This window comes from Psychrobacillus sp. FSL K6-4046 (genome assembly GCF_038624605.1).
Lineage (GTDB): Bacteria > Bacillota > Bacilli > Bacillales_A > Planococcaceae > Psychrobacillus.
Genome location: NZ_CP152020.1, coordinates 3,596,671 through 3,611,577, shown reverse-complemented (window position 1 = coordinate 3,611,577; position 14,907 = coordinate 3,596,671). Strand labels below are relative to the sequence as shown.

Here is a 14,907-nt window from a genome sequence, read left to right as displayed (position 1 = left end):
GTAATGACGAGTAAAAGTCGTAATTAGAGCTTTATTTATTAAATCATCAAATGTTTTTAAGTAGAACTTTCTATAAAAAAAGAAGGCTGTTGCCAGCCCCCTTAAAATAGTATTTAGTGAGAAAGTGGATCATTTTGCTCCACTTCCTTTTTGCTTTTTTCTTCTAATATTCCATCCGTCATGACATAAACTTTATCGCAGTATTCAATTAAACGAGTGTCATGAGTTACCACGATCGTAGTCGTCTCATTATTTTCTGTCTCTTTCTTTAAGAGCTTCATCACTTCATATGCACGGTCACTGTCTAAAGAAGCAGTTGGTTCGTCAGCTAACAATATAGAAGGCTTACTATATAGAGCCTTAGCAATTGCTACACGCTGTCTTTCGCCTCCTGACAAGTCGGAAGGATATTTTTTTCGTAATTCAGTAATTCCGAGGTTTTCATATAATGTCTCTAGCTCTTCTTTTGTCATATTGTCTTTTTTTACATTATCAAGCAATTTCATCTGTTTATCTACTGTTAGAAAAGGTACCAAATTTGAGGCTTGCAATATAAAGCCAATTTCTTTAAGACGAACTTTAGACCGTTTCTTCTCGTTTAGGTTGGTTAGGTTTTGATTGTTTACAATAATCTCCCCGCTAGAAGGGGATTGCAGACCTCCGGCAATTGTCAGGAAGGTACTTTTTCCTGAACCAGAAGGACCGATCACTGCAATCAGTTCACCCTTATCTGCAACAAAATTAGTTTCTTTTAAAGCATCAACCTGTTTATGACCAGAACCGAATGTTTTTTTTACTTTATCTAATTTTAAAATCGCCATTTACTTATCCTCCAATCGCCTTTAACGGGTCTATTTTTACAATGGTAAATACAGAGAAAACTGCTCCTAGAATTGCAACAACAACTAATACTGCGCCATAGATTAACATTGTCGTCAAATCAAAGGCCACAGGAACTGCACTTGGTAAAAATTTTCCTGTTAAAATCGTTAAGCCGAATCCGACAACAACCCCTATGAAGGCAAGCAGGAAGGTTTGGACGATTACTGAAACAGAAAGATAACCGTTAGAAATTCCTTGGGCCTTCATGACACCAAACATACTAATTTTTTGAACGGTTAAAACATACAGGAAAATTGCAACGATGACAGAAGAGATTCCAAATAGAAAGTAAATCATAAAGTTTAAGGTAAGAGATTGCTCCGTATATCCAGGAAGGCTCTCTATGAAGTTCTCGATTTCTGTAATTTGAAGCTCATCATTGCTAGTGTTTATAGCATCTAGGCTGTCATCCGAAACAACAATACCATTTATTTGGTCCTCATTTGCTTCAGCTGCTTCACCGAACTTTACTTTATGAAAGGTTGCTAGTTCCCCATAGAGCACGGGTGCACCGTTGAACCTTGAGCTTTCTGTAAAGCCGACGATCGTTAATGTTTCATCAGTAGATGAAAGTTCTAGTTCATCTCCAATTTCAAATCCTTCTTCTTTTAAGTTATCACTTGCTACTACTTCATTTTCGTCGGAGAATTCTTCACCTTCACTGACTTTTGGCATCAAAAATTCATCTTTGTTTATGCCAAAGATAGACACATTCTGCTTAGAATCTCCGTTTGTCGCAATAGCACTGATTTGTCCAAGTATTGCCTTATCCTGTGCATCGATGTTATCTAATTCTTCGGTGCTAATAAATGATTGCGGTAGACTTTTATCCGATTCCTCGGCAAGTACAATAGCAGTTGCATTCCACTTATCTACTGCTTCGCGATTTAGGTTTGCTAAACCGGTAGCAAGGCCAGAAAGGAAAAATACAAGGTATGCCACTAACATTAAGACTCCTATGATTAGAAAAAAGCGTAATTTATTTTTTTTAATTTCATTCCATGCTAAAAACATTCCATTCACTTCCTATCTCTTTTATTAAAGCTGTACTGCTGTTTGATAGAGGCTATCGGCTGTTACAGCAACTGTTTTAGTGTCGTTTGAAATATCTCTAATTACCTCTACAAGGTTTGACACTTGAAACTCTACTTGGTTTATATAGTCGGTGTTTTCATCTATTGAAAAAAGGATTTTATTGAATTTCCGATTAGTATCCTGGGAGCTTTCTAATCCTAACTCAACACTCTTTTCCATATTTGCAATAGTGTTAACGGCTTTGTTTGTAAGCTTGGTAGAGGTGTGTACCAAGTATGTAATTTCTTCTACAGAGCGTTTAGACTGCTCGGCTAGTTTTCTTACTTCCTGTGCCACTACTGCAAAGCCTTTTCCATGCTCTCCTGCTCGAGCTGCTTCTATGGAGGCGTTTAATGCTAGTAAATTGGTTTGTTCTGCTATTTGCTTCACTAACCCAACGATGTGAAAAATTTCTTCGGAGGATTGTTTTAAATCATTAATAATTTTTGCCATTTCTTCTGTATTCCCAGTGACAAGCTCCATTTGTCTTTGAAGAAGCTCTATTAATTTGTTACCGTCGTTAGCTTCTGATTGTATTTGTTTAACGCTGTCCATATTAGCTTGAACACTATTGCGGATTCTGGCTGTATTCAATTCGACATGCTCCATGGAAGTAGTCGTCTCTTCGGTTAAGCCTGCTAAGTCCTCACTGATCGATGAAATTTTACTTTTAAGCTCTGTTTTAACAGTGTCGTATTGCTGTTGTCGAAGCTTCACGTTTTCTTTTTCATATTCTTCTAGCACGATTTGCATTTCTAAATTAATAAGCTTAGAGATTGTAAGTGAGATCTTTTCTTTCCTGGCATAGTCTTTTATTTCCTCGTTAACTAATGAGATAATAATTGTCTGTATTTGATGAAAGGTACCCATATACCACTTAGGCTCTAATCCAATCCGAAAGTGCATTTGGGCTAGTCTTCGTTTTCTCTCAATGGTAGTTTCCGTGAACTCACCGCTAAACATTTCAATAATATAACTGCCGACGGTTTTCTTTAATCGCTCGATTTGAGTTCTTTCTTCAATAATTTCTCGTAAGGAGGGGACAGAAAGAACTTGCTCATAAAAAACTGAGACAATATCGTTTATACCCTTTTCCACGTAGGGCTGAAACGTATGTATCATTCTTATATCATCCTTGCTTAGACCAATTAACTTCATTTGTTTCTTTAATTCTGGATAAAGCTCCAACTGTATAACTGGTTCTTTTACGGTTGTATTTACGTCCGTTTCTTTAAACCATTTTTTAGCAAAAGGTATTACCAATCTAATCTCTCCTTATTGAATAAACTTGATGAATACGTGCAATTGGATTTCCTTATACTCTTATTATTAACAGGACGTATTACGTTTGTCAAATGTTTGTATAATATTATTTACAATACATTATACAAGTGCATTCAGAATGGATAATGCAAATATACGCTATTAATCCCTCAGTTTAGAGATATTAGAATGAGGATTTAAAGCTGGAATTTTATTTTTGGTAGAACTACTGTATAATGTTGAGGGAATGATGTTATACTATAGGTTAATTAACAAAAGCAACAACAGCTTTTACATAGAGGCTGAAAGGATGAATACGGATGATGCAAGCTCGCCCAAATAGTAGTTATAATATTCAGCAGGTGTCTAATGTAACAGGTTTGTCAAAGCAGGTTATTCGGAAATGGGAAGAGCGCTATGACTTGATTCAACCTGAACGTTTAGATAACGGCTATCGGGTTTATAGTGAAGAGGATATAAAGAAGCTTTTAAAAGTGAAGGTATTATCTGAAAAGGGATACTCTCTAAAACAAGCAGTTGCGCAGGTTTTGGAGGAAAAACAATTAGATCATGCCCAAGTGGAGCTACCTATAGAAAAGGAATCCTCTTTTCCAGAGTTTAATGATTTTGTTTTTAAGCTTTTGGAGCATGGGACAGATCTCGATGAAATAGAGCTAACGTATACTTTGCAGCAAGCATACTTTCACTACGGCTTAGAGAATTTTTTAGATAAGGTCGTATTACCCTTTTTACTCGAGGTGGGAAACCGATGGGAAAAGGAAGAATGGGATGAGTATCAGGAGGCTGTTTCTAGTATGATTGTGCGTGATTTCCTCGTGCAAATTCGTCGTAATTTTCATTATAGGGATGATGCGCCGCTAGTGATTGGGTGTTGTCTTCCTCATGAAACCCATGAAATCCCGGTTCATATTTTATTATTACAGTTTATGATGAAGGGGTGGAAATCCTTTTTAGTAGGAGCTTCTCCTGCACCGGGAGCAATAGAATCAATGGTAGAAAAACTTAAACCACAAAAGGTTCTCTTGTCTGCCTCGACAAGCATACCTTTTGAACGCAATCCTAAATTGCTAGCTGGGTTGGACCAGTTTGCTGAAAATCATAAAGAAACTAAATTTTATATAGGTGGAGCAGGAGCTATGCAATACTTTGCCTGCAAGAATTTAAAAAATATAAGTTTAGCAAATTCTATAAATGAAGTATTAGATTAAAAAAGCTACTTGCTTTCCTCATTGAAGAAAGCAAGTAGCTTTTTATGTTGTGGACTAATTCTGTTAAATAATATTTTTAGAAAAACTGTGTAGTCGTTTATTTTCAAGAGGAAGATATTAGCTTGGTAGTTCAAAATGAATGGCGTAACATCCATTGAATGTGATATGATTTAAATTAGTAACAGGTACTAATAACAGGTTAAAACGGGAGGTTCTTATGAAGGACTTAATACAGTTAAAAGATAAAAACATTGTAGTGATGGGTGTAGCCAATGAGAGAAGTCTTGCTTGGGGAGTTGCAAAATCTTTATATGACGTAGGTGCTAATGTTATTTTTACTTACCGTAAGGAAAGATCATTAGGTAAAATCCAAAAATTATTAAGTTCTAATGACTTGGAAGCTAAGCTAGTAGTAGAATGTGATGTTAATAGTGATGATAGTATCAAATCCGCATTCGAAACAATAGGCAAGGAAGTGGGCGTCATTCATGGAGTAGTACACTCTGTAGCATTTGCTCATGCGGAAGATCTAAAAGATGACTTTATCAAAACTTCGAGAGAGGGTTATGCGTTTGCTCAAGATACTAGCGCGTACTCTTTAATCGCTGCAGCAAGAGAAGCCGCTCCATTTATGACAGAGGGTGGAGCTATTGTCACCATGTCCTATCTAGGAGCAGAGCGTGTTTTGGAAGGATATAATGTAATGGGTATTGCTAAAGCATCCTTAGAAGCGTCTGTAAAATATTTGGCTGTAGATTTGGGTAAACAAAACGTTCGTGTCAACGCGATATCTGCTGGAGCCGTTCGAACTTTAGCTGCTAAGGGTATCTCTTCTTTTAACACGATTTTGCATAAAATAGAAGAAACTGCTCCTCTTAAACGAAATGTTACACAACAAGAAGTAGGAGAAATGACGGTTGCTCTTCTTGGTAACTTATCACGAGGTGTCACTGGAGAAATAGTATACGTAGATGGTGGATACAATATAATGGGTTAAATAAGAGCTAAGGTTGATATTCTCAGCTCTAGCTTCAGAGTGTGAGCGATATACCTCGAGAGATATATAATCTCTTGAGGTATTTTTTTCTTTTAGCACGTAAATAAGATGAACTTATCCAAGTTTTTCTAACCCAATCTTTCCCACACAGAAAAGGGGAATCAATCATACTTCGCTCATTCATAGTTTAATAGAAACTATGTGTTTTAAAGCTCTAAACTAGTTATTAATTTATAAAGATTATAATTAAAAAGTTTTTTTACTAAAATTATGGGTAATTATCCTATAGAAGCAATTTATATTAGAGGAGGACTACGATTGGATAAAAAAGTAAATGAAAATAGCAAACATCAACAATTAGAACAATTTCGTGCGGTAGATAAAGATAAAGCTATGACAACTAATCATGGTTTAAAAGTTTCAGAGGATGAATTTTCTTTAAAGGCCGGAGATCGTGGTCCAACACTTATGGAGGATTTTCATTTTAGAGAAAAGATGACACATTTTGATCATGAGCGAATTCCAGAGCGAATTGTTCATGCTAGAGGATATGGTGCCCATGGAGTATTTGAAGTGTACGAATCCATGAAGCCTTATACAAAAGCGAAGTTCTTACAAACACCTGGTTCTAAGACCCCTGTCTTTGTAAGGTTTTCGACAGTAGCTGGTTCCCGCGGTTCAGGAGAGCTAGCGCGTGATGCTCGAGGGTTCTCGACTAAATTCTATACAGAAGAAGGAAACTACGATTTAGTGGCGAACAATATACCTGTCTTTTTCATTCAAGATGCTATTAAGTTTCCTGATTTAATCCATGCGATGAAGCCGGAGCCTCATAACGAAATGCCTCAAGCGGCTACGGCACATGATACATTTTGGGACTTTATAGCGAACAACCAGGAATCGGCGCATATGATTATGTGGGCTATGTCGGATCGAGCAATCCCTAGAAGCTATCGTATGATGGAAGGCTTTGGTGTACATACCTTCCGATTTATCAATGAAGAAGGAAAGGCTCACTTTGTTAAATTCCATTGGAAGCCTTTGCTTGGAACTCACTCGGTAGTTTGGGATGAAGCACAAAAAATTAATGGTAAGGATCCTGATTTCCATCGCCGTGACCTATATGAAGCATTAGAAAAAGGCGACTATCCAGAATACGAGTTTGGCGTTCAAATTATTTCAGAAGAGGATGAGTTTGCTTTTGACTTTGATATATTAGATCCTACTAAAATATGGCCAGAGGAAGATGTTCCAGTTAAACGAATAGGGAAAATGACGTTAAACAGAAATGTTGATAATGTATTTGCTGAGACAGAACAGGTTGCTTTCCACCCTGGTAATGTCGTTCCTGGAATAGATTTTACAAACGATCCCCTTTTACAAGGACGATTATTCTCTTATACGGATACACAGCTGATAAGACTTGGCGGTCCAAACTTCCATGAGCTACCGATTAACCGTCCAGTATGTCCATTCCATAATAACCAAAGAGATGGTTATGGTAGACAAACAATTAACGTTGGACAAGTAAGCTATCACAAAAACTCCCTAGCTAACAACACTCCAGCTCCAGTTAGTGAAGCAGAGGGGGGGTATGCACATTACCAAGAAAAAATAGATGCACGTAAAGTAAGAGCGCGTAGTGAAAGCTTTAAGGATCATTTCACACAAGCTACTATGTTCTGGAATAGCATGAGTCAACCCGAGAAAGAGCACATTATTGAAGCGTTTAGCTTTGAGCTTGGTAAATGTGTAGAGAAGTCAGTACGTACTCAAGCATTAGAAATGATTGCAAATATAGATTTAGACATGGCTAGCAAGGTAGCGGAAAATCTAGGTATGGTTATTCAAGGAACTGCTGAGAATAAAGTAACCAAATCTTCACCAGCCTTAAGTCAGCTAAATACAGTAATGAAGCCTGATACTAGAAAAATAGCAATTCTCGTAGGAGATGGCTTTGATGAAGAGCTATTGAGCTTTATGGAGGCTTTAAAAGCAAAAGGAACTCTTCCTATGGTCGTGAGTGATCATCATGGAAGTGTAAATGGAGCAAACGGTGCAAGCCTACCAGTAGATCACACCTTCTTAACAGCGGATTCTGTTTTATTTGATGCAGTCTACGTGGCTAGCAATAATGGAACAACACCGGCATTTAAGAAGAATGCGATGTTATTTGTCCAAGAAGCATTTACTCACTATAAGCCTATCGGATCTACCTTTAGTGGCGACGAGCTACTAGAAGAAATGGGACTTGTAGGTCAAATTGGTGTGTTAGCTAATGACAAAGTACATTTTGTAGATGACTTCATCAATGCAGTGGCAGCACATCGCTTTTGGGATCGTGCAGTTTAATAAGGTTACAGTTAAAGAGGTATGTCCTTTAATACAGGGCATACCTCTTTTGATTGAGATTAACTTAATGAAATTAAGGGCATTGTTAACAATAGAAGGAACATTATCACCCAAACGAGAAGTAATAGAAAGAGGTATGAGGAGGAGAGCTATATGCATTACGTGATTATAGGCGGTGATGCAGCTGGTATGAGTGCTGCAATGGAGATTTTTCGCAATGATTCTACAGCAGAAATTACGACTTTAGAAAAAGGAAATATTTACTCATACGGACAATGTGGCCTACCATATGTAGTTGGCCAAAAAATATTTTCTACGACAGATGTAATCGCACGAAGCGTGGAGATGTTTCGAACGAAATACAAGATTGATGCAAAGATTGGGCATGAAGTAACGGATGTAAACCCTCTGAACAAAACAGTTGCAGGTAATGTATTAGTAACTGGAGAAAGATTTGAAGTTAAGTATGACCGCCTATTAGTAGCAACAGGTGCTAGCTCCATCGTACCTGATTGGGGGGGGACACAACTAGATGGAATACATACATTTAAAACCATTCCGCAAACGGAGGCATTAATAGCTGAACTGAAAGATGTGAACCACGTAACTATTATCGGTGGAGGATATATTGGTTTAGAAATGGCAGAAAACATAAGAGAAATTGGTAAAAAGGTCCGAGTAATTCAACGTGGAGATCGACTAATGCCAATTCTTGATCCAGAGATGTCAGACATATTACTACAAAAGGCAAAGGAAAAACATGTGGAGGTCAAACTAAATGAGGAGGTTAAATCCTTTACGGGAAACACACGAGTCCAAGAAGTGGTAACTGACAAAGGGACCTACTCAACAGACTTAGTGTTGATAGCTATTGGCATAAAACCAGCAACTAATTTCCTTAAGGAGACAGGAATAGAAACTCTAGAGAATGGAGCCATAATCGTAAATGAATATTTGGAAACAAGTATTCCAGATATTTATGCGGCAGGAGATTGCGCCACTCATTTTAATCGTTTGAAACAAAAAAACGATTATATCCCTCTAGGTACTACTGCCAATAAACAAGGTAGGCTTGCAGGATTCAATATGATTGGAGAAAAAATACCGTTTAAAGGTATTGTCGGTACCTCTATTATGAAATTCTTTGAATTGTCGATTGGTAGAACCGGACTGTCAGAGGAGGAAGTAAAGGGACTAGACATTCCTTTCGACACAAGTACGATTGAGGCAAGTGATATTGCAGGGTATTATCCTGGTAAAGAGTTAATGCAGATAAAACTTCTTTATCGCAAAGAGGATCAATTGCTTCTAGGTGGGCAGATCGTTGGGGGGCATGGAGTAGACAAGCGCACTGATGTATTGGCTACTGCCCTGTACCATGGTATGACGCTCCCGGATTTATTAGACCTGGACTTATCGTATGCTCCTCCATTTAACGGTGTATGGGATCCTTTGCAGCAGCTTGCTAAAAGAAACTTTGATAAGAATAAATAAAGAAAAGTGGGGGAATTGAGAGATGGAAATAGAGACAAAGGAATATAAGGTTAGAGATATCTCATATAAGATTAGATCGGCTAGTCAGCTGGATGCAAAGCAGCTGTCCGAGGTAAGGGTTCAAATCGACGGGGAAACGGAGAATCTAGATAGAGAACAAGGGGAAGCATTCATTGATGTCACAGGCTTTGAAAAGCTAATTGAAGATGACACCCTTTCCGTGAACAATCTCTTTTTAGTCGCAGAGATTGAGGGAAGGATTGTTGGTTTTTCTAGATGTGAAGGGAATGGCTTAAAGCGGTTTGCGCATAAAGTGGAATTTGGTGTGTGTGTCTTAAAAGAATATTGGGGGCTGAGTATCGGTACCAACCTATTGAAGGAGTCTATCGCTTGGGCGGATGCCGGTAGTATCAAAAAGATCTCATTAAATGTATTACATACTAACGAAAAAGCGATTGCCTTATATAAAAAGTATGGCTTCGAGGTAGAGGGTATATTAAAAAACGATAAAGTTTTAAAGGATGAGCAATACTATCACACCGTTGTGATGGGACGTTCTTTCATTTAAAATAAAATTTAGTTGACTATTCTAAACTCATTGAATATACTATTAAAAATCAACTTATGTTATTTAGGCAAAGAAAAGGACATGAGTCATTTAGGTAATTTCTTATTAGAGAGCAGGGTCATCGGCTGAAAGCCCTGTAAGAAAAACGAATGATTTACCGCCTTGGAGCTATTATGGGGAACAACTAGTATCCATAATCGGGAAACCGTTATCTTTTAGAAAGCCGTATTTTTTATTTGACGGCAAAATTAGGGTGGAACCACGACCACACTCGTCCCTTTTACCGGGATGGGTGTGGTTTTTTGTATGCACAATTTAATATTTAAGCTATGAAAAGGACATGAATTATTCCTCAACTTCTAATTAGAGAGCAGGGTCATTGGCTGAAAGCCCTGTTAGAATGTCGAATAGTTTACCACCTTAGAGCTATTATGGGGAACAACTAGTATCCATAATCGGGAAACCGTTATATTTTATGAGAGCCGTATTTGTTAATGTCGGCAAAATTAGGGTGGAACCACGACCACACTCGTCCCTTTACCGGGATGGGTGTGGTCTTTTTTTATTATGTAAAACAAAACGAGGAGGAATTAATTATGTCAGTAAAAGCCGAGGAAAGATTAAGTCATCAAAAATTAGGTCAGCAACTCGAATTATTTATGTCCATGGAGGAAGCTCCAGGTATGCCATTTTATTTGCCAAAAGGAATGGTTTTACGAAATGAACTCGAAAATTTATGGAGAGAAAAACATCAGCGAGCGGGCTATCAGGAGATAAAAACTCCTATCATGATGAAGCAGGAGCTGTGGGAGAAATCGGGACACTGGGATCATTACCATGAAAACATGTATTTTGCTGATGTGGATGAACAAAAGTATGCGATTAAGCCAATGAACTGTCCGGGAGCAGTTTTAATCTTTAATAGTAAAAGAAGAGGCTATCGAGAACTTCCTATACGATATGCAGAGCTAGGGTTAGTACACCGTCATGAGCTTTCGGGATCTTTGAATGGTCTATTGCGTGTTCGAGCATTTACTCAAGACGATGCCCATCTGTTTGTTCTAGAAGAGCAAATTGAAGGTGAGCTTGCGAAGGTGTTAGATCTAGTAGATGAATTCTATCGGAAATTTGGATTTAGCTATAAAGTGGAGCTATCCACTCGTCCAGAGGATTTTATGGGCTCTGTGGAAGTATGGGACCAAGCAGAAGAAGCGCTAGAATCGGTTTTGAAGAGTAAACAGGTTGAATATCAAATAAACGAGGGAGACGGAGCTTTTTATGGTCCTAAAATTGACTTTCATATACTCGATTCACTTGGACGTAGCTGGCAGTGTGGAACAGTTCAGCTTGATTTTCAAATGCCGGAAAAATTTAATTGCCAGTACGTCGATGAAAACAACCAGCTTCGTCGTCCTATCATGATTCATCGAGCAATCTATGGCTCCATAGAACGGTTTATCGCGATTCTATTAGAACACTTTCAAGGTAATTTTCCACTTTGGCTAGCCCCGGTTCAAGTGAAGGTATTGCCTATCACAGACGCTCATCTAGCTTATGCGGAGGAAGTAAAGTCGCGGCTACAACAAGAAGGCTACCGGGTAGAAGTAGATGACCGCGTAGAAAAAATTGGATTAAAGATACGAGAGGCAGCCATGCAAAAACATCCGTATATGCTGATCATCGGTGACCAGGAAATGGAGAGTCAAGTTGTTTCCGTTAGGAAGCATCGAGTAGGAAGCCTTGGTGATATGGGGATAGAAGCATTTATTGGACACCACCTGAGAGAGTAAAGTTGTTGTGGTAAGTGGATAGGATGACGGATTGTCGTAAACTTGCTGGAACTTGTGAGGGTATGGAGTGCCATGCGGTCAACCGAGCCATCGAATTGTAATAGACATCCTTCACCACCATTAAAAAAGGATTTTATGGCCACCATCTCGAATAAACTCTCGATAGGGAGTGTCGCTATGGTTAAATGGTTTATCTTGTTTGGTGGAATAGTTTTATTAGGGATTAACTTTTATGCTGTCTATGACGTGTACCAGCCGAAAGTTGGTCCTATAGGAAGTGGAAGAATATCTATGTACTTTTGGATAAGCATTTTTATTAGTACCCTGTCAGGGATAATTGCCATATCTCAATTCTTTGTATTATTTGCCTATGATCAACGTAATAAAAATTTTCCTAGAATGGAAACGAAACGGTTTGTACTACGCCAGATAGAGCTGACCGATGCAGAAGAGGTATTCTATTATTTTTCTCAGGATGAGGTTATGAAATATTATGATTTAGACGTCTTCAAGGATATTGGCGAAGCGAAAAAGATAATCAGAAAGTGGCAAATAAAGTACCATAAAAACGAAGGATTTCGTTGGGGGATAGCTACTAAGGGGGACAATAAGATTATAGGGAGCTGTGGCTACCATAATTGGGAAAAGGAACACAATAAGGCTGAAATCGGGTTTGAGCTTACTCCAGAATTTTGGAGAAGTGGAGTAATGCCGGAGGTTTTGCAGCCTATCCTGTCCTATGGCTTTGAAAAGATGGAGCTTCACAGAATAGAAGCCCTCTATGATCCAGAAAATAGTGCATCGAAAAGAACTTTGGAGAAGGCAGGATTTATATATGAGGGTACATTAAGAGAATCTGCGTTTGAAAAAGGGCAGTTTTGTGATGCTTCCATTTGCTCTTTGTTAAAAAAGGAGTTTGCTAAATAGCAAACCCCTTTATAAATTATATTAATACCGAACCCAGCTAAGTCCAATGGTCCCTTCTCCAGCATGAACTCCTACACAGGCACTTAATGGGATGACAATAACCTTAAGGTTAGGGAATTCCTGCAGGATTTCTTCTCTCCACGTTTGAGCATCCTTTTTGTTGTTGCAGTTGATTACTGCAACTTCTGGAACTTCTGCTATTTTCATATCTTTTCGAAGGCGTCCCATTACATAGTTTTTAGCTCTTTTAGTAGCACGTACTTTTTCTGTCGGGACGGTTTTTCCATTATCAAAGGAAATAACCACTTTTATATTTAATAGATTGCTAAGAAAGGCTGCTGTGCCGGAAACACGACCACTTTTATGAAGCTGAGTCAAGCTAGATGGAATGAAGGATAACTCAGAGTTGTTTGTCATATTTTCTATATGAGCTACAACTTCCTCTACGCCCCGGCCTTCTTCTAACAAGCTTTTCCCAACCTCTAGCATTTTGACCATTGGATAAGAGCCTATTTTGGAGTCAATGGAATATACTTTGAAATTGGCCATTTTAGAAGCGGTTTGTGAGCTGTGGTAGGTGCCAGACAAACCGCTTGATGTATGGACGGCAACTGCACAATCATATCCTTCTGCTTTTAGGTCTTCATATAGTTGTACCATTTCACCAATTGGAGGCTGAGAGGTCTTTGGATGAACTTTAGCCGTTCTTAATTTGTCATAGAATTCATCATGTGTCATATCAATCGTTTCTTTGAATGCACCCTCTTCAAAAACAATATTTAACGGTAAGACATGTATATTATGTTTTTCAATAAATGATTGTTCCAATAAAGCGGCAGTATCAGTGATCCAAGCAACTTTTTTATTCACAGTTGATAATCTCCTTAATAAAAATAATTTGTTAGCGATAATGTAACGCAGATGAATACATATCAATAGTGTTACTTGTCATGTTTTGTCGAAATTTCGGGAACTGGAACATATTTTGAACATATTTAGAGGAGGTGAAAGGTTGAAGTATTTATTACCGTATTCTCTACATAATTTAATGCAACTATATCTACAGCAATTAAATACACATTTGCCTATGAATTTAATAGAAGGAGTCTATTTGTATGGCTCCGTTGCTTTAGACGCTTTTGATGAGAAAAAGAGTGATATAGACTTTATCGTTTTATTAAATCGACAGGTAAATGAGAAAGAGATAGAAATGATAAAGGATCTTCATTTTCAATTGTCTAAAGAGGAATTAGGTTCTCGGATGGACGGTATGTATATCCAAGCAACTGACCTTAGTAAGGGGAACGAAACAATGCAACCTTATCCTTTTTGTGCGGATGGCGTTGTTAGAGTTGGGCATTGGGACATTAATCATGTGACTTGGTGGGTGTTAAAGGAGCATGGAATTACATTGCAGGGAACAGATATTCAAGAGTTAAAAGTCTCTACTGAATGGGAGGACGTCTTAGAGACGTTAAAATACAATATTAATCAATATTGGTATGAGAAAACAAAAGAAATACCAGATTCAGTGCCTGATGAAGTGGTGGAGGCTGTTACAGCTACTATTTGCAGAATTCTTTATTCACTCGAATATCAGCAGATCATTTCAAAAAAAGAAGCACTGAGAAAAGGGTTAAGTATGCTGCCAAATGTTTGGCATCCTTTAATAAAAGAAGGGATGAGAATTCGTACATTAGAGCAATCTCCTTCGCTATTTGCAACAGAAAGCTCACGTGCAGAAGCTTGTCGAGATTTAATATTGTACGCACATGAACTTTGCAATGCACGCTATTTTCAGGAGGTATAGAAATGGAAATTAGAAGATTAATAGGTGATGATGCAGAGGCATATTGGCAGCTAAGGCTTGAGGCACTGCAAAATAACTCCGAAGCATTTGGTACTAGTTATGAAGAAGCTATTCAAAGAGAAAATCCAATTGAACGAGTAAGAAGCAATTTTCAAGTAAATGGGAATTATACGTTCGGTGCATTTGAGGGAGATAAATTAATCGGTATGGTTACTCTTTTACAGGAGAGTGGCTCAAAAATGAAGCATAGAGCAAATATATTTGCGATGTATGTTAGTCCGCACGGGAGAAGAAAAGGTGCCGGTAAGTCCTTAATGGAGCAGGCGATTAAACAGGCAAGAGAAACTAATGAAATTGAAAAGATTAATCTCTCCGTAGTATCTAGTAATGAGTCTGCAAAAAATTTATACCTGCAGCTAGGATTTAAAGTATTTGGAACAGAAGAAATGGCTTTAAAGGAAAGAGATGTTTATTACGAGGAACATCATATGACCCTTATATTAAAATAAAGGAGAGATAGT

General features: G+C 38.0%; 13 protein-coding genes and 2 other annotated features. Of the genes, 9 read left to right on the top strand and 4 right to left on the bottom strand.

What is annotated here, in order from left to right; all coding sequences use genetic code 11:
* Positions 1–113 precede the first annotated feature (113 nt).
* The 3 genes from MKY09_RS17745 to MKY09_RS17735 are packed head-to-tail and all read right to left on the bottom strand — an operon-like array spanning position 114 to position 3,219.
* Entirely contained in the window at positions 114–821 is a 708-nt protein-coding gene (locus MKY09_RS17745) for an ABC transporter ATP-binding protein (RefSeq protein WP_342567226.1), read from the bottom strand.
* Positions 822–825: 4 nt separating this feature from the next.
* Positions 826–1,896: an ABC transporter permease gene (locus tag MKY09_RS17740; RefSeq protein WP_342567225.1), complete on the bottom strand. Its 1,071-nt coding sequence runs from the start codon at positions 1,894–1,896 to the stop codon at positions 826–828.
* 24 nt (positions 1,897–1,920) lie between these two features.
* The gene (locus tag MKY09_RS17735) at positions 1,921–3,219 is read right to left on the bottom strand and encodes a globin-coupled sensor protein (RefSeq protein ID WP_342567224.1); all 1,299 of its coding nucleotides are present in this window, start codon (positions 3,217–3,219) and stop codon (positions 1,921–1,923) included.
* A gap of 320 nt (positions 3,220–3,539) precedes the next feature.
* On the opposite strand from MKY09_RS17735, the gene MKY09_RS17730 reads away from it, so the two are divergent.
* The 7 genes from MKY09_RS17730 (at position 3,540) to MKY09_RS17700 (ending at position 12,576) form a co-directional block, all read left to right on the top strand.
* A complete protein-coding gene (locus MKY09_RS17730; RefSeq protein WP_298474112.1) occupies positions 3,540–4,448 on the top strand; it encodes a MerR family transcriptional regulator in 909 nt (302 codons plus the stop codon).
* A 217-nt stretch (positions 4,449–4,665) separates the two neighbouring features.
* Complete coding sequence (fabI, locus tag MKY09_RS17725) at positions 4,666–5,445, top strand: enoyl-ACP reductase FabI (RefSeq protein ID WP_298474115.1); 780 nt, start codon at positions 4,666–4,668, stop codon at positions 5,443–5,445.
* A gap of 270 nt (positions 5,446–5,715) precedes the next feature.
* Positions 5,716–7,797 (top strand): catalase, encoded by a 2,082-nt coding sequence (locus MKY09_RS17720; protein ID WP_342567223.1) that lies wholly within the window; start codon positions 5,716–5,718, stop codon positions 7,795–7,797.
* Positions 7,798–7,950: 153 nt separating this feature from the next.
* On the top strand, positions 7,951–9,291 hold the full coding sequence (locus MKY09_RS17715; protein ID WP_169358403.1) for a CoA-disulfide reductase: 1,341 nt from the start codon (positions 7,951–7,953) through the stop codon (positions 9,289–9,291).
* Between the two features lie 22 nt (positions 9,292–9,313).
* Positions 9,314–9,859, top strand: a complete 546-nt coding sequence (locus MKY09_RS17710) for a GNAT family N-acetyltransferase (RefSeq protein ID WP_342567222.1) — start codon at positions 9,314–9,316, stop codon at positions 9,857–9,859.
* 61 nt (positions 9,860–9,920) lie between these two features.
* Positions 9,921–10,141, top strand: a binding site (T-box leader).
* Positions 10,142–10,179: 38 nt separating this feature from the next.
* Positions 10,180–10,399 (top strand) — a binding site (T-box leader).
* Between the two features lie 5 nt (positions 10,400–10,404).
* Positions 10,405–11,649: a threonine--tRNA ligase gene (thrS, locus tag MKY09_RS17705; protein ID WP_342567221.1), complete on the top strand. Its 1,245-nt coding sequence runs from the start codon at positions 10,405–10,407 to the stop codon at positions 11,647–11,649.
* 177 nt (positions 11,650–11,826) lie between these two features.
* Positions 11,827–12,576, top strand: a complete 750-nt coding sequence (locus MKY09_RS17700) for a GNAT family protein (RefSeq protein ID WP_342567220.1) — start codon at positions 11,827–11,829, stop codon at positions 12,574–12,576.
* A gap of 21 nt (positions 12,577–12,597) precedes the next feature.
* Here MKY09_RS17700 and MKY09_RS17695 read toward each other — a convergent pair whose 3' ends face one another.
* Positions 12,598–13,446 carry a DegV family protein gene (locus MKY09_RS17695; protein ID WP_298474136.1) on the bottom strand — a complete coding sequence of 283 codons (849 nt, stop codon included), beginning with the start codon at positions 13,444–13,446 and terminating at the stop codon, positions 12,598–12,600.
* A gap of 142 nt (positions 13,447–13,588) precedes the next feature.
* Here MKY09_RS17695 and MKY09_RS17690 point away from each other — a divergent pair, with 142 nt between their 5' ends.
* Positions 13,589–14,386: an aminoglycoside adenylyltransferase domain-containing protein gene (locus tag MKY09_RS17690; protein WP_342567219.1), complete on the top strand. Its 798-nt coding sequence runs from the start codon at positions 13,589–13,591 to the stop codon at positions 14,384–14,386.
* A 2-nt stretch (positions 14,387–14,388) separates the two neighbouring features.
* Positions 14,389–14,895: a GNAT family N-acetyltransferase gene (locus MKY09_RS17685; protein WP_342567218.1), complete on the top strand. Its 507-nt coding sequence runs from the start codon at positions 14,389–14,391 to the stop codon at positions 14,893–14,895.
* Positions 14,896–14,907: the final 12 nt, after the last annotated feature.